The organism is Methylobacterium sp. C33D, assembly GCF_053345825.1.
Window position 1 is genome coordinate 21,043 of record NZ_JBKFAV010000020.1, and the last position, 16,810, is coordinate 37,852.

Genomic DNA, 16,810 nt, shown 5'->3' on the forward strand with positions numbered 1-16,810 from the left:
TCTGGCAAGGATTTTATACAATCGCCGTCGCGTGGGCCGGGCCGGGCGCGGCGCCGAGGAACGCCATCAGCGCGGCGGCGACGTGGTCGATATGGTCGGTCAGGAGGGCGCGGGCGGCCGAGACGTGGCCGTTCCGGCACAGCCGGACGATCTCGCGATGCTCGCGGTCGGCCCGCTCCAGCTCGGCGCTGTCGGTGGAGAGCTGGAGGCGGGTGTAGCGGTCGCACTCGGCCAGCAGGGAGCCGACCAGCCCGAGGGCGCGGGGGCGCTCCGCCCGGCTGTAGAGGAGCAGATGCAGCTCCGTGTTGAGGGCGCCCCAGCGCGCCGTCGCGCCCGCCCGCAGGGCCGCGGCGTACTCCTCCAGCAGCGCGTCGGCCCGGGCGAAGTCGTCGGCGGTCAGGCGGGGCGCCGAGAGGGCCAGGAGGCGCGGCTCCAGGGCGCCCCGCAGCTCGAGGGCCTCGGCCGCGTCCGCCGGCGAGAGCGGGGCCACCATGGCGCCGCGATGGGGCAGGATCCGCACGAGGCCCTCGGCCTCGAGCTGGAACAGGGCCTCGCGCACGGGGATCCGGCTGGCGCCGAACTCCGCCGCGAGGCCGTCCTGGCGGAGCTGGGAGCCGGCCGGATAGCGGCCGTCGAGGATGCGCCGGCGGATCTCGGTCCCGATCGAGCCCGCGATGGTCCGGTTCTTCATCGTCTCGCTCCCGATCGGCCCCGGATGCTCCGCAGGACCCTTGACGGCGGAGCTTCAGTGTTGAAATTGTATAAAATCAATCGGGCAACGGGCCCGATCACGACAAGGGTGCCCGCGATGACGCTCTCCCGCCGCCAGATCCTGGCCGGTACCGCAGGCGCGGCCGCCGGCCTCGGCCTCCCGCACCTGGTCCGGGCCCAGCCCGGCGGCGGCAGCGTGCTGCGCTTCATCCCGTCGACGCCCCTGCCGTCCCTCGATCCGATCGTCGCCACGAGCTACGTCATCCGCAACCACGGCTACCTCGTCTACGACACGCTGTTCGCCACCGACGAGAATTTCCGCATCCAGCCGCAGATGGTGAGCGCGTGGCAGACCGCGCCCGACGGCCTGCGCTGGACCTTCCATCTCCGCGACGGCCTCACCTTCCACGACGGCTCCCCCGTCGAGGCCAAGGACTGCATCGCGTCCATCGCGCGCTGGTCCAAGCGGGACGCGTTCGGCCAGACCCTGGCGGGCTTCGTGGAGGGCTACGGCCAGGAGGACGCGCGGACCTTCACCATCGCGCTGAAGAAGCCGTTCCCCCTGCTCCCGGCGGCGCTCGGCAAGCTGTCCTCCAACGTGCCCTTCATCATGCCGGAGCGCGTCGCGCTCCAGGATGCGTCGAAGCCGATCGCCGACGCCACCGGCTCCGGGCCCTGGCGCTTCGAGGCGCGGGAATGGATCCCCGGCCAGAACGCGATCTACACCCGCCACGCCGGCTACCGCCCCCGCGAGGAGGCGCCCTCCTGGGCGGCCGGCGGCAAGGTCGCCAAGGTCGACCGGATCGAGTGGCTCGCGATCACCGAGGCCTCGGCGGCGGTGGGCGCGATGATCCAGGGGGCGGTCGACTGGTACGAGCAGCCGGCGATCGACCTGATCCCGGTGCTCAAGGGCAAGCCGGGGATCGAGATCCGCAACGTGCCGCTCGGGCTGATCCTGCTGATGCGGTTCAACCATACGCAGCCGCCGTTCAACAATCCCGAGATCCGCCGGGCCGTGATGATGGCCATGAAGCAGGACGACTACATGCAGGCGGTGGTCGGCAGCCCCGAATACTACCGGGAGGCCAAGACCTTCTTCACGCCGGGCTCGCCGATGTCGACCGGGGCCGGCGGGGCCGCGGCCATGCAGGCGGACCTCGCCAAGGCCAAGGCGATGCTGGCCAAGGCCGGCTACAAGGGCGAGCGCGTGGTGCTGCTCGCCCCGGCCGACCAGCCGATCGCCTACAACCAGTCGCTGGTGACCCAGGACCTGCTCAAGCAGCTCGGCATGAATGTCGATCTGGTCTCGACCGACTGGGGCAGCTTCATCGCCCGCCGCGGCAACCGCGGGCCGGTCGATGCCGGTGGCTGGTCGCTGTTCCACACCCTCTGGTCGGGGGCGGACGTGCTGAACCCGGCGCTCCACCCGCTGATCCGCGCCAACGGTCAGGCGGCGTGGTTCGGCTGGCCGGACGACCCGACCCTGGAGACCCTGCGCAGCGACTGGATCGCCACCAGCGACGAGGCGCAGCAGAAGGCGCTCGCCGCGCGCATCGAGGAGCGCGCCTTCGAGGTCGTGCCCTACGCGCCCGCGGGCCTCGTGCAGCAGCCGATGGCGGTCAGCGCGAAGCTCAAGGGCATGGTCATGGCGCCGGTGCAGTTCTTCTGGAACATCGAGAAGACCGGCTGATCACGGCCGGCCAGAAGACCGTCCGTCTTCGCGAGCGCAGCGAAGCAATCCAGCGACGCTACGCTTGCCGACGTCCCGCTGCCCTTGGTTGCTTCGCTGCGCTCGCGAAGACGCGGCGTCAGCCCGCGCCCTTCTCGGACACACCGGCCTGCGCGAAGGTCGCCATGCCGGTGTGGCAGGCGAGCGCGCCCTTCAGCAGGCCCATCGCCATGCCGGCGCCCGAGGCCTCGCCGAGGCGCATGCCGAGCGCCAGCAGCGGCACCAGCCCGAGCCGCTCCAGAACCTCGGCGTGGGCGCCCTCCGCCGAGACGTGGCCGGCGAGGCAGTGGTCGAGGGCGCCCGGGTCTGCGGCGTGCAGAACCGCCGCGGCGGCGGTCGCCACGTAGCCGTCGATCACCACCGGGATGCGCTGCAGACGCGCGGCCAGGATCGCGCCCGCCATGGCGGCGATCTCCCGGCCGCCGAGGCGCGCCAGGACCTGGAGCGGGTCGTCGAGGTGGCCGGCATGGTGCGCGAGCGCCGCCTCCACGGCCGCGACCTTGCGCGACAGGCCGTCCCGGTCGATCCCGGTGCCGCGCCCGACCCAGTGGGCGGGATCGCCGCCGAACAGGGCGGCGTAGAGGGCGGCCGCCACCGTGGTGTTGCCGATGCCCATCTCGCCGATGCCCAGGCAGTCGGTGCCGGCGGCCACCGCCTCCATGCCGAACGCCATGGTGGCGACCGTGGCGCGCTCGTCGAGGGCCGGCCCCTCCGCGATGTCGCCGGTGGGCATGTCGAGGGCGAGGTCGAACACCTTGAAGCCGAGGCCGTAGGCGGCGCAGATCTGGTTGATCGCCCCGCCCCCGGCGGCGAAGTTGTCGAGCATCTGCCGGTTGACCGCGTCCGGGAAGGCCGAGACGCCGCGGCGCGTGACCCCGTGGCTGCCGGCGAAGACGCAGACCAGCGGCCGGTCGAAGGTCGGCGGCGCCTTGCCCTGCCACGCCGCCAGCCACGTCACGAGGCTCTCCAGGCGCCCCAGCGAGCCGGCGGGCTTCGTCAGGGTCGCGTCCCGGGCCGCGACGGCGGCCTTCGCCTCCGCGTCGGGGCCCGGCATCGCCTTCAGCAGGTTGCGGATGTCGTCGAAGGGGCCGGGTTCGGGAGCGGTCGTCGAATCGGTCATGGCGGCGGTGATTTCCTGTGGGCGCCTCCGGACGGGGAGACTATACGGGAGCGGCGCGCGGTGGCGGGCGGATGCGAGAGACCGCGATGGACAGGCAGACCGGCGGGGAGGCCGACTGGCCCGGGCGCGGCGCCCTCTACGACCTCGCCGGGTGCCTGCGCTTCTACTCCCGCCTGCCGGTGCCGCAACTGCCCGGCGAGCCGGACCCGCACCGCAGCCCCGACTTCACCACCCTGCCGCGGATGCTGCCGCTGGCCGGCGTGATCCTGGCGCTGCCCGCCGCCCTGGTGCTGGCGGCCGGCTGGGCCGTCGGGCTCGGGCCGTTCCTGGCCGCGACCCTCGCGGTGGCGGTCGCCGTGGTGGCGACCGGCGCCCTCCACGAGGACGGGCTCGCCGACGTCGCCGACGGGTTCGGCGGCGGCGCCACCCCGGAGCGCCGCCTGGAGATCATGCGCGACAGCCGGATCGGGGCCTACGGCGGCGCCGCCCTGGTCCTGGCGCTGGCCCTGCGGATCGGCGCCCTGGCGACGCTCCTCGACCGGATCGGCCACGCGGCCGTGACCGGCCTGATCCTGGCGGCCGCCCTGTCGCGGGTCGCCGCCCTCGCCCCGATGGTGCTGCTGGCGCCGGCGCGGCCCGGCGGCCTCTCCGCCTCGGTCGGCCGCCCGGGCCGGGCGAGCCTCGCCACCGCGCTCGGCCTCGGCGCGCTGCTGGCGCTCGGCGCCGTGCCCCTCGGCCTGCCCCTCGGCGGGGTCGCGCTGATGGTGCTGTGCGCCGGCCTCGCGGCCCTGGGTCTCACCCGGCTGGCGCGCGCCGAGATCGGCGGGCAGACCGGCGACGTCATTGGCGCCTGCCAGCAGGTCGCGGAGATCGCCGCCCTGCTGGCCCTGGTGGCGGCGACGGCGGGCGTGGCGGATTGAGCGGTCCCGCCGCGTCTTGACCCGGCCACGATCCCGCGGCCAAGGATCACCGATGCCGCCCGCGCCGAAACCCGCCTCGCCCTGCACCAAGGTCTGCGTCCTCGACGCCGCGACCGGCCTGTGCTGCGGCTGCGGCCGGACCCGCGACGAGATCGCCGCCTGGGGCGCGCTGTCGGAGCCGCAGCGCCGCGCCGTGATGGCGGGGCTCGGCGCCCGGATGCGCGCCGCCGGTCTGACGCCCCTGGAAGCGCCGCTGCCGTCATGATCTATCTCGGCCTCGCGGCCCTCGCCCTGGTCCTCGTCGCCCTGGTCCTCAGCGACGGCAGCGACACCGTCGGCGGCGTGATCGGGCCCGACCAATTGGCCAACCTCGCCTGGACCGGCACGATCCTGCTCCTGGTGGTGGCCGGGTTCTGGCGGCAATTCACGGCCCGGCTCGGCGCGAACCTGCAGGCGCTCCTGGCCTGGGCGCTGATCGGCCTCGCCCTGGTGATCGGCTACAGCTACCGCGACCGGATCCAGGACGTCGGCGCCCGGGTGCTCGGCGATCTGCGGCCGGGGAGCGCGACCTCGAGCGGCGACGGCTCCGTGACCGTCACCCGGCGGGCGGACGGCGATTTCCGGGTCGACGCCCAGGTGAACGGCCGGGTGCAGCCCTTCCTGTTCGACACCGGGGCGAGCAGCGTCGTGCTCACCGCCGAGAACGCCGCCGCGCTGGGGCTCACGCCCGCGCCCTCCGATTTCACCGCCCGCGTCTCCACCGCCAACGGCATCACCTACGCGGCGCCGACCCAGCTCGACTCGCTCAGCGTCGGGACGATCACCGAGCGGCGGGTCAACGCCATGGTGGCCAAGCCGGGCGCGCTCTCGGCGAACCTGCTCGGCCAGACCTTCCTGTCGCGGCTCTCCGGCTACGAGGTCCGGGGCGACCGCCTGATCCTGCGCCGGCCCTGACCGGGCCGCTGCTCAGGCGGCGCGGGCCTCGGGCGCGGCGCGGGAGACCAGCGCCACCGCCTCCCGCAGGGTCGCGAGGTCGGCCTCCGGGCGCATCCCGTGGGTCGAGAGGTGACGCCGGAAGGCCCGCGCGCCCGGCCGGCCGTTGAACAGGCCGAGCATGTGCCGGGTGACCGCGTGGAGGCGCTCGCCCCGGGCGAGGCACGCGGCGATGTAGGGCTCGAACGCCGCGACCGCCGCGAAGGCGTCGGGGGCCGGGGCCGGCACGCCGAACAGGTCGGGATCGACCCCGAGCAGCAGCGCCGGCTCGGTGTAGGCGGCGCGGCCGACCATGACGCCGTCGACCTCCGCGAGCCGCGCCCGCGCGGAATCCAGGTCGCGCAGGCCGCCGTTGACCGCGATCGGCAGGCCGGGAAGCCGCCGCTTCAGCCGCGCGGCGCGGCCGTAATCGAGGGGCGGCACGTCGCGGTTCTCCTTGGGCGAGAGCCCCTGGAGCCAGGCCTTGCGGGCGTGGACGATCAGCCCGTCGACGCCCGCCGCCACCACGGCGTCGGCCAGGCTGTCGAGCGCCGCCTCGGGGTCCTGGTCGTCGACGCCGATCCGGCACTTCACCGTCACCGGCACGGGGACCGCGGCCTTCATGGCGGCGACGCAGTCGCCGACCAGGGCCGGCTCGCGCATCAGGCAGGCGCCGAAGCGGCCCTCCTGCACCCGGTCCGAGGGGCAGCCGACGTTGAGATTGACCTCGTCGTAGCCGAGATCCGCGGCGATCCGGGCGGCCTGCGCCAGCTCCGCCGGATCCGAGCCGCCGAGCTGGACCGCCACCGGGTGCTCGAGCGCCGAGAAGCCGAGCAGGCGCTCGCGCGGCCCGTGCAGCACAGCGCCGGTCGTCACCATCTCGGTGTAGAGCCGGGCGCGCGCGGAGAGGGACCGGTGGAACGCCCGGCAATGGCGATCCGTCCAGTCCATCATCGGGGCGACGGAGAAGCGCCATCCCGCCAGTGCGCCGCGTTCGTCAGCCGCCGTCACGTTCCCAGATCCGCGCTGTGCCCGTAGTCCCGCCCGCGAGGCGTCCCGCCGGGGGCGGGGCGCGCCCGCGATCCGGCAGGTGGCGGGTGAGCGCGCCGGATACCACGGGAGGCCGCCCGGCGAAACGGCGCGCGACGCCGGTCAGGCCGTCGCCGTCGCCGCGGGGGCGCGGCGCTGTCGCGCGACGCCGCTCCGGACGGGGGCGTCCGTCCGTGCCATTCCCCCGGCCGCATCCGCGCTGCCGCGCGCAGTAGGAAGCATATCTCACATGTGTGGCCGGCATGGAATTACTCCAATCTGGGAGAGATCATAGGTCGCCGCGGCGCCGGAGCACAGTTGATTCTATCTATGAACTGCGGCTGACGATAGAATTGTTGAGCAGGAATATTTGAAATGACGATCGGCAAGAAGATATTCTATCTCATCAGCTGTATCTTGCTGGCATTCATAGCGATCGTGGGCGTCCAGATCTCGTCGGTCGGCACGGTGATGATGGAGGGTCGCAAGACCGCGATCCGCGCCCAGGTCGAGTCGGCGCACGGCATCGTGGTGGCGTTCGCCCGGCAGGCGGAGGCCGGCACCATCACGGTCGACGAGGCGCGGCGGCGCGCGGCGGACGCGCTGCGGGCGATGCGCTACAACGGCAACGACTACGTCTTCGTCTACAGCTCGACCCCGGGCGACATCGGGCGCAACGTCGTCCATCCCGATCCCAAGATCGAGAACACGCGGTCCCGCGACGACGCGGCGATGAAGAAGACCTTCGTGGGGACGATGATCCAGCGCGCCCAGGAGGGCGGCGGCTTCACCGAGTACCGGTGGGCCCGCCTCGGCGAGACCGAGGCCGCCCCGAAGGTCGCCTACTCGCTCGCCTACGAGCCCTGGCAGTGGGTCATCAACTCGGCCCTGTACGTGGACGACATCCACGCCCTGGACCGGGCGCGGATGGTCACCACCCTGCTCTGGCTGATCCCCCTCGCGATCGGGATCGGGCTGGTCGGGTTCCTGCTGGCGCGCAGCATCACGCGCCCCCTGAGCGCCTTCACGGCCGCCCTCCGCCAGCTCGCCGGCGGCGCGACGGACCTCGCGATCCCGGGGCTCGGTCGGCGCGACGAGATCGGTCAGATGGCCGAGGCCGCCGGCGTGTTCCGGGACAGCATGATCCAGGCGCGGACCCTGTCGAACGAGCAGCGCGCCGAGCAGGAGCGCCGGCAGGAGCGCGCCCAATGGATGGAGGCGGTGACCCGCAGCTTCGACGCCGAGGCGGGCCAGCTCCTGGCACGGGTCGACGCCGCTGCGGCCGGCATGCGGGAGGCCTGTGGGGCGATGGCCGACACCGCCGCGCAGGCGTCACGGCAGGCCGGCTCGGCGGCCGAGGCGGCGCAGCAGGCGGCCGCCAACGTTCAGACCGTGGCGGCGGCCACCGAGGAGCTGTCCGCCTCGATCGGCGAGATCGGCGGGCAGGTCGCCAAGTCGGCCACCATCGCCGGCCAGGCCGTGGCCGAGGCGGAGCGCACCGACCGGCAGATCCGCGGCCTCGCCGGGACGGCGGAGCGGATCGGGGAGGTCGTGCGGATCATCTCGGCGATCGCCGAGCAGACCAACCTGCTGGCGCTGAACGCCACGATCGAGGCGGCGCGGGCGGGCGATGCCGGGCGCGGCTTCGCCGTGGTCGCCGCCGAGGTGAAGGGCCTGGCCGGGCAGACCGCGAAGGCCACCGAGGAGATCACCGCGCAGATCGCGGCGATCCAGGGCGAGACGACGGAGGCGGTCGGCGCGGTCAACGCGATCGGCAGGACCGTCGACACCATGAACGCGATCGCCAGCGCGATCGCGGCGGCGGTCGAGCAGCAGCGGTTCGCCACCGGGCACATCGCGCAGAACATCGACGGGGCCGCCCGGGGGACCGATGCGGTGAGCCAGAACGTGGTCTCGGCCGCGGCGGCCGCGGAGGCGACGCACCGCGTCGCCGGGGAGGTCGGTGCGGCCGCCGGCGACGTCTGCCGCAGCGCCGAGGCCCTGCGCGCCGAGGTGATGCGCTTCCTCGTCGAGATGCGCGCCGCCTGAGGGAGCCGCCGCTCCGGACGGGCGCCCTACGTGGGGCCCGTCCGCGCGGCGCGTCGGAGAGGCGCGTCAGAACACCGGCATGGCCCCGGCCACCGTGACGAGCGCGCCGGACGTGTAGCTGCTCTCCTCCGAGGCCAGCATCACGTAGGCCGAGGCGAGTTCGGCCGGCTGTCCGGGCCGGCCGAACGGCACCTGGCTGCCGAACGATGTCACCGAATCCTGGCTCATCCCGGAGGGGATGAACGGGGTCCAGATCGGCCCGGGCAGCACGCCGTTCACGCGCACGCCCTTGTCGGCGAGCAGCTGGGCGAGGCTGAGCACCATGTTGCTCAGGGCGCCCTTGGTGGCGCTGTAGGCCAGGAGCGACGGCATCGGGTGCTTGGAATTCACCGAGGAGGTGAAGATCACCGAGGCGCCGGGCTTCAGATGGGCGAGCGCCGCCTTGGTCACGTAGAAGGCGCCGAACACGTTGGTGCGGAAATGGTCCTCGAACACGGCGTCGTCGATCCCGGCGAGGTCCTGGTTCGGCTGCTGGAACGCGCCATTGTTGACCAGCACGTCGAGGCGCCCGAACGTCTCCACCGTGCGGGCGACGATCTGGCGCCCGTAGGCGGCGTCCTTGAGGTCGCCCGGCAGGAGCAGCGCGCGCCGGCCCGCCTTCTCGACCCACTGGGCGACCGCCTCCGCGTCGGCCTGCTCGTCCGGCAGGTAGGAGATGGCGATGTCGGCCCCTTCCCGGGCGAAGGCGATGGCGACCGCGCGGCCGATGCCGGAATCGCCGCCGGTGATCAGCGCCGCCTGGCCGGTCAGCTTGCCGGAGCCCGCGTAGCTCGCCTCGCCGTGGTCGGGTTCCGGCTCCATGCGGCCGGTCTTGCCGGGGAAGCTCTGGGGCTGCGCCGCGAAGGGCGGCCGGGGATACTTGTGCAGCGGATCCGTGGTCACGCGTCGTCTCCGGTGGGGGTGCCGGTCCAACCGCGCGGCATCCCGGGTGTTCCGGTGCCTTGGCGCCGCGCCCGCGCCGGCGATGCCCCGTCCGAGGCCGCCTCCGCCGCGGACCGCACGGGCGCGTGTGCCGGCGACGGACCGACACAGGTCGACACAGGTCGACACAGGTCAGCAACAGCCGCCCGTCACTCTGGCCGCGAGGAGGTCCCGCCATGATCGACGTTCAGCCGGAGGATCGGGCCGCCCGCGTGATCGACCGCGTCCTGCTCTGCGCAGCGATGCTCTCGCTCACCTTCGGGCTGATCACGGGCCTGTGGGGCCTGCTGCAGTGAGCCAGCCCCGCGACGCGGACCCTGCCCGGGGATCCGGGGCGCGGACCGTGATCCGGCCCGGCCGCGCAGCCCTGCGGCGATCCCGACGGGACTACACCGCCGTGGCCCTGATTGGGGCGGGGCTGACGGTGCTTGCGCTCGCGCTGCTGCTGGTCGGGCTCCCGTGAGCGGTCGCCGGCGATGCTGCTGAACCGTGCCCTCGTCGCGGCGCTGATCGTCGCGGGCGCGGCGTTCCTGCTGTACCTCGCGGCCCTCGCCCGCGCCGCGCTGTCGCCCAACGAGCCCTACGCGGCCAGCATCGGCCTCACCCTCGACCAGTGCGCGGCCGCCCAGGACGGCCTGTCCGCCGAGGCGGCGCGCCTGTACTGCCGCAGGCCCGTGCCGAAGCGGATGTGACCGGCCAGGTTCCCGGCCTGCCGGGGGCCCGCGTGAGTTTTCCTGACATCCCGCGTGAAGACACGGTGATTGTCCGCGCGGCATCCCGGACTTAGACCCCGGGGCACCGGCCGGACCGACCGTCGAGCCGGATCGCGGGACACTGCGCGGGAAGCCCAGCACCATGGCGGACGACGCGACGATCCGGCCCGGCCGCTGCCATTGCGCGGCCGTGCGCTTCGAGGCGGCCCTGAGCGACGATCTCGCGTCGATCCGGCGGTGCACCTGCTCCTACTGCCGCATGCGCGGCGCCGTCGTCGTCATGGCGCGGCCGGGCGGCGTCAGGATCCTGCAGGGGGCGGAGGCGCTGACGACCTACCGGTTCCATACCGGGGCGGCGCAGCACTTCTTCTGCTCCCGCTGCGGCGTCTACACGCATCATCAGCGGCGGTCGGATCCGAACGTCCACGCGGTCAACGTGGCCTGCCTGGACGGGGTCAGCCCCTTCGACTTCCCGGAGGTCCCGGTGATGGACGGCGTCAATCACACGAACGATACCGGCCGGCCCACGCGTCGCGCCGGCACGCTGCGCTTCGTCCCGGCGGAGTGACGGCCGCGTGATGGCCGCGTGACGGTGGTGGAGCGGCCGCGGTCGGGAGCCGGCGCGGGACCCCCGATCGGTCCCGTCTGACCGGCCCTGTCCCCGAGCGCCGCTCCGGACCGGGCCCGGCTCGAACGCTAGTGCTCGTGGCCGCAGCCGGGACCGTGCACGTGCCCGTGGTCATGGGCGTGGTCATGGGCGTGATCGTGGGCGTGATCGTGGGCGTGATCGTGGCCGTGCTTCTGGTGCCCGTGCTCGTGATGGTGCCCGTGATCGTGGCTGTGACCGTGGTCGTGCGCGTGCTTGTGACCGTGGTCGTGATGATCGTGGTCGTGATCGTGGGCATGGTGGTCGTGCCCGTGATCGTGTCCGCAGGTGCTGTGATCGTGGGCGGCCTGCTCGGGCCGGAAGGCGCGGGAGACGGGGGTCGCGACGCAGCCCTGCCCGCGCACCAGCTCGGCCGCGGCGGCGGTCGCCGGCACGTAGAGCACGTCCGCGCCGATCTCGGCGTCCACGTGGCTGCCGCCGAGCTGCCAGGCCAGGCGCAGCAGGCGGGCCGGGTTCTCGGCGCGGACCTCCAGGAGGTCCTCGGCGGCCGCCCGCACCGCGACGAGCCGGCCGTCGTCGAGGCGCAGGGCGTCGCCGTCCTCGAGCGCGGCGGTCTTGGTGAGCGCGACGTCGAAGCCGAGGCCGCCCTCTGCGACCAGGGATCCCGCGACCGCGTGCCGGGCCGCGCGGTCGAGAGTCACCGTGTCGGCGACGCGGTCGGCGCGGACGGCGGCCCGGCGAACGATCGTGGTGGCTGTCGGCATGGGACCCTCGGGACTGGTGACGGACTGGTGCCGGGCGTGGTGCGGATCGGGCGCCGCGGCACCGCGGCCGGAGCGCCTCCGAACCGTGGCATAGGGCGAGACGGGAACAGGGCGCAACTCGTCTGGCAACGCGTCTGGCAACGCGTCGCGCGGCCGATGGAACCTTAGCCGTATGGCCGACATTCCTTTCCTGCTAAGCTCGACCCGATCCGCAACGATCACGGCCACCGGCCGGACCGGATACACAAGGGAGTTCTGGGGACCATGAAGAAGCTGACGGCCGCCGCCATCGCCACCATCGCCGCCCTCTCGCTCGCCGGCTGCAACACCCCGGAAGACCGCGCTCTGGGCGGTGCCGGCCTCGGCGCTCTGACCGGCGCGGCGATCGGCGCGGCGGCGACCGGCCGCGCGGGCGGTGCCCTGGCGGGTGCCGCGATCGGCGGCGCCGGCGGCGCCATCGTGGGCGCCTCGACCGCGCCGCGCTGCCCCTATGGCACCTACCGCGACGCCTACGGCAACATCTACTGCCGCTGAGCCGAACTGACCGCACCCGGGAGGGCCGGGCGCGTCCCGGCCCTTCCTCGCGGCGCGCGGAGCGGCTATCCCGTCGCTCGGCCGGGCGCGTCCCGGCGCCGGAGCCCCGCCGCCCCCCCGATGACAGTGCCGAGCCGAGGATCAGCGCCGGGACCGGTCCGGCCATGAATCAGGCGACCCGATCTCAGGGCGTCTGGGGCAAGCTCGGCGGCGCCGGATTCGGCCTCGCGATCGGCGGACCCCTCGGGGCGCTGATCGGCGGGGTCGCGGGCCATTTCCTGCTCGACCGCGTCGGCGCGCCCTTCGGGCGGACGCCCCGCGACGTCGTGTTCACCACCGGGCTCGTGGCGCTCGCCGCCAAGATGGCCAAGTCCGACGGCGTCGTGCTGCCGTCGGAGGTCGAGGCGTTCGGCCGGGTCGTGCAGGTGGAGCCGTCCGCGCGGGCGGGCGTCGAGCGCCTGTTCGACCTCGCCAAGAAGACCACCAACGGCTTCGAGGCCTACGCCCAGCAGCTGGCGACCACCTTCGGCGACGAGCCGGCGCTCCTCGAGGACGTGCTCGACGGCCTGTTCCAGATCGCCGGCGCCGACGGGGCGCTGCACGAGGCCGAGGAGCGCTACCTGCGCGCGGTCTCGGGCATCTTCGGCTTCGACGAGGCGGCGTTCCGGCGCATCGCCGCGCGCCACGTGCGGCTGCCGGACGATCCCTACGGCGTCCTCGGGCTCGACCCCGAGGCGGACGACGCCGCCGTGAAGGCCCGCCACCGGGCGCTGGTGGCCGAGCACCACCCGGACCGGGCGCTCGCCCGCGGCCTGCCGACGGAGGCGGTGGCCATCGCCACCCGGCGGCTCGCCGCGATCAACGCGGCCTATGACCGGATCGCGCAGGAGCGCGGGCTGCGGTGAGCCTGACCCCCGACAGCCCCCTCGCCCGCCGCGTCGCGCCCTCGCCGAACCACGGCGCCCGCCGCGCGGGGCCGCTCGACATGCTGATCCTGCACTACACCGGGATGGACAGCGGGGCCGCCGCGCTCGCGCGCCTGCGCGACCCGCTGAGCGAGGTCTCGGCGCACTACCTCGTGTTCGAGGATGGCGGCATCGTCCAGATGGTGCCGGAGGCCCGCCGGGCCTGGCACGCCGGGGCCGGGGCCTGGAAGGGCGAGACCGACGTCAACTCCCGGTCGATCGGGATCGAGATCGTCCATCCGGGCCATGCCGGCGGCCTGCCGCCCTACCCGGAGGCCCAGGTCGAGGCGGTGATCGCGCTGGCCCGGGACATTCTCGGCCGCTGGCCGATCCCGCCGGAGCGGGTGCTCGCCCATTCCGACGTGGCACCCGAGCGCAAGGAGGATCCGGGGGAGACCTTCCCGTGGGACCGTCTGGCGGCGGCGGGGGTGGGCCACCGCGTGCCGCCCGCCCGCCTCCAGGACGGCCGCTTCTTCGCGCGGGGCGACTCCGGCCAGCCCGTCGAGGCGCTGCAGGCGATGTTCGCGCTCTACGGCTACGACCTGCCGGTGACCGGGCTGTTCGACGCGCGCACCCACGCGGTGGTCACGGCGTTCCAGCGCCATTTCCGCCCGGCGCGGGTGGACGGCGTGGCCGACGCCTCCACCATCACCACCCTGCGCGACCTGATCGCGGCGCTGCCGGCGGCCTGAGGGCCGGGCGCCCGCCTTGGCCTCAGGCGCGGTGGGCCCGGGCCTCGCGGGGGTGCCCGGCTTCCGGGGCGGACGCGGCCGGCGCGTCGGTCCGGGTCCGCCAGAGGCTGTAGAAGACGCCCGCCGCAAGCAGCGTCAGGGTCACCACAAGGGAGACCCAGGGCTGCACGTGGACGAGCCCGAACGTGTCGGCGACCACGATCTTGGCGCCGATGAAGATCAGGATGAAGGCCAGCGCCGTCTTCAGGTAGGCGAACCGGTCGACCATCGCGGCGAGGGCGAAGTAGAGGGCGCGCAGGCCCAGGATCGCGAAGATGTTGGAGGTGTAGACCACGAACGTGTCGGTGGTGATCGCGAAGATCGCCGGCACGCTGTCGACCGCGAAGATCACGTCGGCGCCGTTCACCAGAACCAGAGCGAGCGCCAGCGGGGTGAAGTACAGGGCGACCTTGCCGGTCCTCGGGTCGGTCTTGCGCACCGCGAAGCGCTGGCCGTGCAGGTCGGGCGTGACCCGGAAGGTCGTCTTGAACCAGCGCACGACGGCGCTGTTCTGGAAGTCGCCCTCCTCCTCGTCGCCCGAGAGCAGGATCTTCAGGCCCGCGTAGATCAGGAAGGCGGCGAACAGGGACAGCACCCAGTGCACCTCGTGCACGAGGGCGGCGCCGAGCCCGATCATCAGGCCGCGCAGCACGACCGCCGCCAGGATGCCCCAGAGCAGGACCCGGTGCTGGGCGGCCCGGGGGATGCCGAGCGCCGTCAGGATCATGGCGATGACGAAGACGTTGTCCATCGACAGCGACTTCTCGACCACGAGGCCGGTGACGTATTCCTCGGCGGAGGACGGCCCGAGATACCACCAGATCCAGCCGCCGAAGGCGAGGCCGAGGGCGAGGTAGAAGCCGGTCAGCAGCAGGCTCTCCCGGACGCCGATCTCGTGCTCCTTGTCGCGGTGGAGGAGCCCGAGGTCGAAGGCGAGCAGGCAGGCGATCAGGACGTGGAACCCGAGCCACATCCACAACGGCTTGCCGAGCCATACGACGGTGAGGACGTCCATCATGTGCGGGACCTGATGCTGATTCCATATGGAAAGCATCGGCTCCGACATCACGGGCGCTGAGGAGCGCCCGCCAGAGGGGCCCGCAGCCGATGGGGCCGACGTAAGGGGTGATCCGGGCGAATCAAGGGCAGGGCACCGGGGCGGCGCGCGGGCCGGTGACGATCTCCCGCCTCCGTGGCCTCGCCGCGACAAGGGTCCGCGACAAGGGGCCGCGACCAGGGCCCGCGACCAGGGCCCGCGTCGGAGCGGCCTGCGGTCTCCCTGCGGTCCGAAGGCCTCTCCGGGATCGGAGGAGGTCGAGGGGCCGTCAGGCGGAGCCGTCGGGCGTCTCGGGGGCCATCTTCGGCGACGCGCGCTCGCGCAGGGGCCGCTCCTCCATCAGCGCGAGGAACGTGAAGGCGCCGAGCAGGCCGAGGCAGGCGGCCAGGAAGACGTGGCGGAAGGTCACGGCGAGCTGGGCCGGGTCCGCGCCGCGGATCAGGCTCTCCACGTCGTGGCCCCCTCCCCCCGCCCCGCCGGCGGCGCCGCCGAGCACGATCGTGCCGAAGGCCGCCACGATCAGCGCCCCGCCGAGGGAGCGGAAGAAGTTCATCGCGGCGGTGGCGATGCCGAGCTGGTGCGTCTCCACCGCGTTCTGGATCGAGATGGTCGAGAGCGGCAGGATCGTCCCGATTCCCATGGAGAGCAGCGCGAACAGCACCTCCATGAGCCAGAAGGGCAGCGCTCGGCCCTGCCAGGCGATGGTGGCGCAGCAGGCGAGGCTGACGCACATCATCGCCAGGGGCACGCGCTTGTAGTGCCGGAAATGCAGCATCGACCGGCCCGACAGGGTCGCGCCCGTGACGGTGCCGATCATCAGCGGCACCAGGGCCACGCCGGACTCGCTCGCCGAGAGCCCGATCACCCCTTCGAGGAAGATCGGCACGTAGATGGTGAGCCCGATGAAGGTGCCCATGGCGAAGCAGGCCGCCAGCGTCGCGCTGTAGACCACCCGGTCCTTGAGCACCTCCGTGGGGATCAGCGGCTCGGCCGCCGTGGCGAGCCGCGCCGCGAAGCCGCCGCCGAGCACGGCCGCCCCGGCGAGGAGGGCGAGGACCGGCGCCGAGTCCCAGGGATAGCGCACCCCGCCCCAGCTCAGGGCCAGCAGGAGGGTGACGGAGCCCGCCACCATCAGGGCGGCGCCGGGATAGTCCAGCCGGTGGCGGCGCTCGTGGCGGGGCAGGCGCTTGAGGTTGGCGTTGGTGAGCGCGAAGGCGAGGACCCCGATCGGCAGGTTGATCCAGAAGATCAGCGACCAGTGCAGGTGCTGGGCGAAGAGGCCGCCGAGCAGCGGCCCCGCCACCGAGGCCGTCACGAACACGCCCGCGATCACCACCTGATAGCGCGCCCGCTCCTTGGGCGACATGATGTCGGCCAGGATGGTCTGCGACAGGGCGATCAGACCGCCGCCGCCGACACCCTGGAGGCCCCGGGCGAGCGCCAGCGCCACCATCGTGGGCGCGAGCGCGCAGGCGAGCGAGCCGACCACGAACGTCGCGATGGCGATCAGCAGCATGACCCGCCGGCCGTGGATGTCGCTGAGCTTGCCGTAGAGCGGGGTCACCGCGGTGGAGGCCAGCAGGTAGGCGGTGACGATCCAGGGCAGGTTCGCGGCGTCGCCGAGGTCGAGGCCGATGGTCGGCATGGCGGTCGCCACGATGGTCTGATCGAGGGCCGCGAGCAGCATCGCGGTCATCAGCCCGTAGACGATGGCGCGGATCTCGCCGGGGCTGAGCGCGGCCTGCGGGGCGGGCCGCGCCTGGGCCTGCGGCTGGATCTCGGTGACGGCGACGGGACTGGCCACGTGTCTGAGAGCCTCTGATCCGGACCGTGCCGGCCGACCGTCCGGGGCGGACGGGGCCTGGGGCGGCATGAGGGGGGCGCGGGCAGGCCGCGGTCGCGGGCCGGCGCGCCGGTAACCGCGGCGC

Annotated in this window: 17 protein-coding genes; 10 read left to right on the forward strand and 7 right to left on the reverse strand. The window is 73.5% G+C overall.

The genetic code is table 11. From position 1 onward, the window contains the following. Positions 1 to 13 precede the first annotated feature (13 nt). Positions 14 to 691, reverse strand: coding sequence for a GntR family transcriptional regulator (locus ACLBXO_RS17185; protein WP_447686098.1), 678 nt, complete (start codon positions 689 to 691; stop codon positions 14 to 16). Positions 692 to 808: 117 nt separating this feature from the next. On the opposite strand from ACLBXO_RS17185, the gene ACLBXO_RS17190 reads away from it, so the two are divergent. Next, a complete protein-coding gene (locus ACLBXO_RS17190) occupies positions 809 to 2,401 on the forward strand; it encodes an ABC transporter substrate-binding protein (protein WP_447686099.1) in 1,593 nt (530 codons plus the stop codon). Between the two features lie 118 nt (positions 2,402 to 2,519). On the opposite strand, the gene cobT is transcribed toward ACLBXO_RS17190, so the two are convergent. Continuing rightward, complete coding sequence (gene cobT / locus ACLBXO_RS17195; protein WP_331314496.1) at positions 2,520 to 3,560, reverse strand: nicotinate-nucleotide--dimethylbenzimidazole phosphoribosyltransferase; 1,041 nt, start codon at positions 3,558 to 3,560, stop codon at positions 2,520 to 2,522. Positions 3,561 to 3,646: 86 nt separating this feature from the next. On the opposite strand from cobT, the gene cobS reads away from it, so the two are divergent. Genes cobS through ACLBXO_RS17210 form a run of 3 tightly spaced genes read left to right on the forward strand, consistent with a single transcriptional unit; the run spans position 3,647 to position 5,434 of the window. Then, complete coding sequence (gene cobS, locus ACLBXO_RS17200; protein ID WP_447686100.1) at positions 3,647 to 4,480, forward strand: adenosylcobinamide-GDP ribazoletransferase; 834 nt, start codon at positions 3,647 to 3,649, stop codon at positions 4,478 to 4,480. Between the two features lie 52 nt (positions 4,481 to 4,532). Beyond that, positions 4,533 to 4,745 carry a DUF1289 domain-containing protein gene (locus tag ACLBXO_RS17205; protein ID WP_447686101.1) on the forward strand — a complete coding sequence of 71 codons (213 nt, stop codon included), beginning with the start codon at positions 4,533 to 4,535 and terminating at the stop codon, positions 4,743 to 4,745. Then, positions 4,742 to 5,434, forward strand: a complete 693-nt coding sequence (locus ACLBXO_RS17210) for a retropepsin-like aspartic protease family protein (protein ID WP_447686102.1) — start codon at positions 4,742 to 4,744, stop codon at positions 5,432 to 5,434. Before ACLBXO_RS17205 ends, ACLBXO_RS17210 begins: the two co-directional genes overlap by 4 nt. 12 nt (positions 5,435 to 5,446) lie before the next feature. Here the strand turns inward: ACLBXO_RS17210 and dusA are convergent, their stop codons facing one another. Further along, complete coding sequence (dusA, locus tag ACLBXO_RS17215; RefSeq protein WP_447686103.1) at positions 5,447 to 6,463, reverse strand: tRNA dihydrouridine(20/20a) synthase DusA; 1,017 nt, start codon at positions 6,461 to 6,463, stop codon at positions 5,447 to 5,449. A 435-nt stretch (positions 6,464 to 6,898) separates the two neighbouring features. Here dusA and ACLBXO_RS17220 point away from each other — a divergent pair, with 435 nt between their 5' ends. Then, complete coding sequence (locus ACLBXO_RS17220; RefSeq protein WP_447686104.1) at positions 6,899 to 8,530, forward strand: methyl-accepting chemotaxis protein; 1,632 nt, start codon at positions 6,899 to 6,901, stop codon at positions 8,528 to 8,530. A gap of 66 nt (positions 8,531 to 8,596) precedes the next feature. Here ACLBXO_RS17220 and ACLBXO_RS17225 read toward each other — a convergent pair whose 3' ends face one another. Then, a complete protein-coding gene (locus tag ACLBXO_RS17225) occupies positions 8,597 to 9,472 on the reverse strand; it encodes an SDR family oxidoreductase (protein WP_331314519.1) in 876 nt (291 codons plus the stop codon). Between the two features lie 515 nt (positions 9,473 to 9,987). Here ACLBXO_RS17225 and ACLBXO_RS17230 point away from each other — a divergent pair. Together ACLBXO_RS17230 and ACLBXO_RS17235 are read left to right on the forward strand one after the other, a co-directional pair. Then, positions 9,988 to 10,203: a hypothetical protein gene (locus tag ACLBXO_RS17230; protein WP_447686105.1), complete on the forward strand. Its 216-nt coding sequence runs from the start codon at positions 9,988 to 9,990 to the stop codon at positions 10,201 to 10,203. A 163-nt stretch (positions 10,204 to 10,366) separates the two neighbouring features. Beyond that, the gene (locus ACLBXO_RS17235) at positions 10,367 to 10,792 is read left to right on the forward strand and encodes a GFA family protein (protein ID WP_447686106.1); all 426 of its coding nucleotides are present in this window, start codon (positions 10,367 to 10,369) and stop codon (positions 10,790 to 10,792) included. A gap of 128 nt (positions 10,793 to 10,920) precedes the next feature. Here the strand turns inward: ACLBXO_RS17235 and ACLBXO_RS17240 are convergent, their stop codons facing one another. Then, the gene (locus tag ACLBXO_RS17240) at positions 10,921 to 11,595 is read right to left on the reverse strand and encodes an urease accessory protein UreE (RefSeq protein ID WP_447686107.1); all 675 of its coding nucleotides are present in this window, start codon (positions 11,593 to 11,595) and stop codon (positions 10,921 to 10,923) included. A gap of 264 nt (positions 11,596 to 11,859) precedes the next feature. On the opposite strand from ACLBXO_RS17240, the gene ACLBXO_RS17245 reads away from it, so the two are divergent. The 3 genes from ACLBXO_RS17245 (at position 11,860) to ACLBXO_RS17255 (ending at position 13,786) form a co-directional block, all read left to right on the forward strand. Beyond that, on the forward strand, positions 11,860 to 12,129 hold the full coding sequence (locus tag ACLBXO_RS17245; RefSeq protein WP_331300722.1) for a hypothetical protein: 270 nt from the start codon (positions 11,860 to 11,862) through the stop codon (positions 12,127 to 12,129). Between the two features lie 164 nt (positions 12,130 to 12,293). Continuing rightward, positions 12,294 to 13,034, forward strand: coding sequence for a TerB family tellurite resistance protein (locus ACLBXO_RS17250; RefSeq protein ID WP_331314525.1), 741 nt, complete (start codon positions 12,294 to 12,296; stop codon positions 13,032 to 13,034). After that, the gene (locus tag ACLBXO_RS17255; protein ID WP_331314527.1) at positions 13,031 to 13,786 is read left to right on the forward strand and encodes an N-acetylmuramoyl-L-alanine amidase; all 756 of its coding nucleotides are present in this window, start codon (positions 13,031 to 13,033) and stop codon (positions 13,784 to 13,786) included. The genes ACLBXO_RS17250 and ACLBXO_RS17255 overlap by 4 nt, the downstream gene beginning before the upstream one ends. Before the next feature lie 22 nt (positions 13,787 to 13,808). Here the strand turns inward: ACLBXO_RS17255 and ACLBXO_RS17260 are convergent, their stop codons facing one another. Together ACLBXO_RS17260 and ACLBXO_RS17265 are read right to left on the reverse strand one after the other, a co-directional pair. Then, on the reverse strand, positions 13,809 to 14,843 hold the full coding sequence (locus tag ACLBXO_RS17260) for a TerC family protein (protein WP_331314529.1): 1,035 nt from the start codon (positions 14,841 to 14,843) through the stop codon (positions 13,809 to 13,811). A gap of 307 nt (positions 14,844 to 15,150) precedes the next feature. Continuing rightward, positions 15,151 to 16,686 carry an MDR family MFS transporter gene (locus tag ACLBXO_RS17265; protein ID WP_447686108.1) on the reverse strand — a complete coding sequence of 512 codons (1,536 nt, stop codon included), beginning with the start codon at positions 16,684 to 16,686 and terminating at the stop codon, positions 15,151 to 15,153. Positions 16,687 to 16,810 lie beyond the last annotated feature (124 nt).

Coding starts and splice junctions, on each gene's coding strand:
- ACLBXO_RS17205 (WP_447686101.1), top strand. CDS start 4,533: ATGCCGCCCGCGCCGAAACCCGCCTCGCCCTGCACCAAGGTCTGCGTC.
- ACLBXO_RS17230 (WP_447686105.1), top strand. CDS start 9,988: ATGCTGCTGAACCGTGCCCTCGTCGCGGCGCTGATCGTCGCGGGCGCG.
- cobS (WP_447686100.1), top strand. CDS start 3,647: ATGGACAGGCAGACCGGCGGGGAGGCCGACTGGCCCGGGCGCGGCGCC.
- ACLBXO_RS17190 (WP_447686099.1), top strand. CDS start 809: ATGACGCTCTCCCGCCGCCAGATCCTGGCCGGTACCGCAGGCGCGGCC.
- ACLBXO_RS17240 (WP_447686107.1), bottom strand. CDS start 11,595: ATGCCGACAGCCACCACGATCGTTCGCCGGGCCGCCGTCCGCGCCGAC.
- ACLBXO_RS17250 (WP_331314525.1), top strand. CDS start 12,294: ATGAATCAGGCGACCCGATCTCAGGGCGTCTGGGGCAAGCTCGGCGGC.
- ACLBXO_RS17260 (WP_331314529.1), bottom strand. CDS start 14,843: ATGATGGACGTCCTCACCGTCGTATGGCTCGGCAAGCCGTTGTGGATG.
- ACLBXO_RS17185 (WP_447686098.1), bottom strand. CDS start 691: ATGAAGAACCGGACCATCGCGGGCTCGATCGGGACCGAGATCCGCCGG.
- cobT (WP_331314496.1), bottom strand. CDS start 3,560: ATGACCGATTCGACGACCGCTCCCGAACCCGGCCCCTTCGACGACATC.
- ACLBXO_RS17245 (WP_331300722.1), top strand. CDS start 11,860: ATGAAGAAGCTGACGGCCGCCGCCATCGCCACCATCGCCGCCCTCTCG.
- ACLBXO_RS17235 (WP_447686106.1), top strand. CDS start 10,367: ATGGCGGACGACGCGACGATCCGGCCCGGCCGCTGCCATTGCGCGGCC.
- ACLBXO_RS17210 (WP_447686102.1), top strand. CDS start 4,742: ATGATCTATCTCGGCCTCGCGGCCCTCGCCCTGGTCCTCGTCGCCCTG.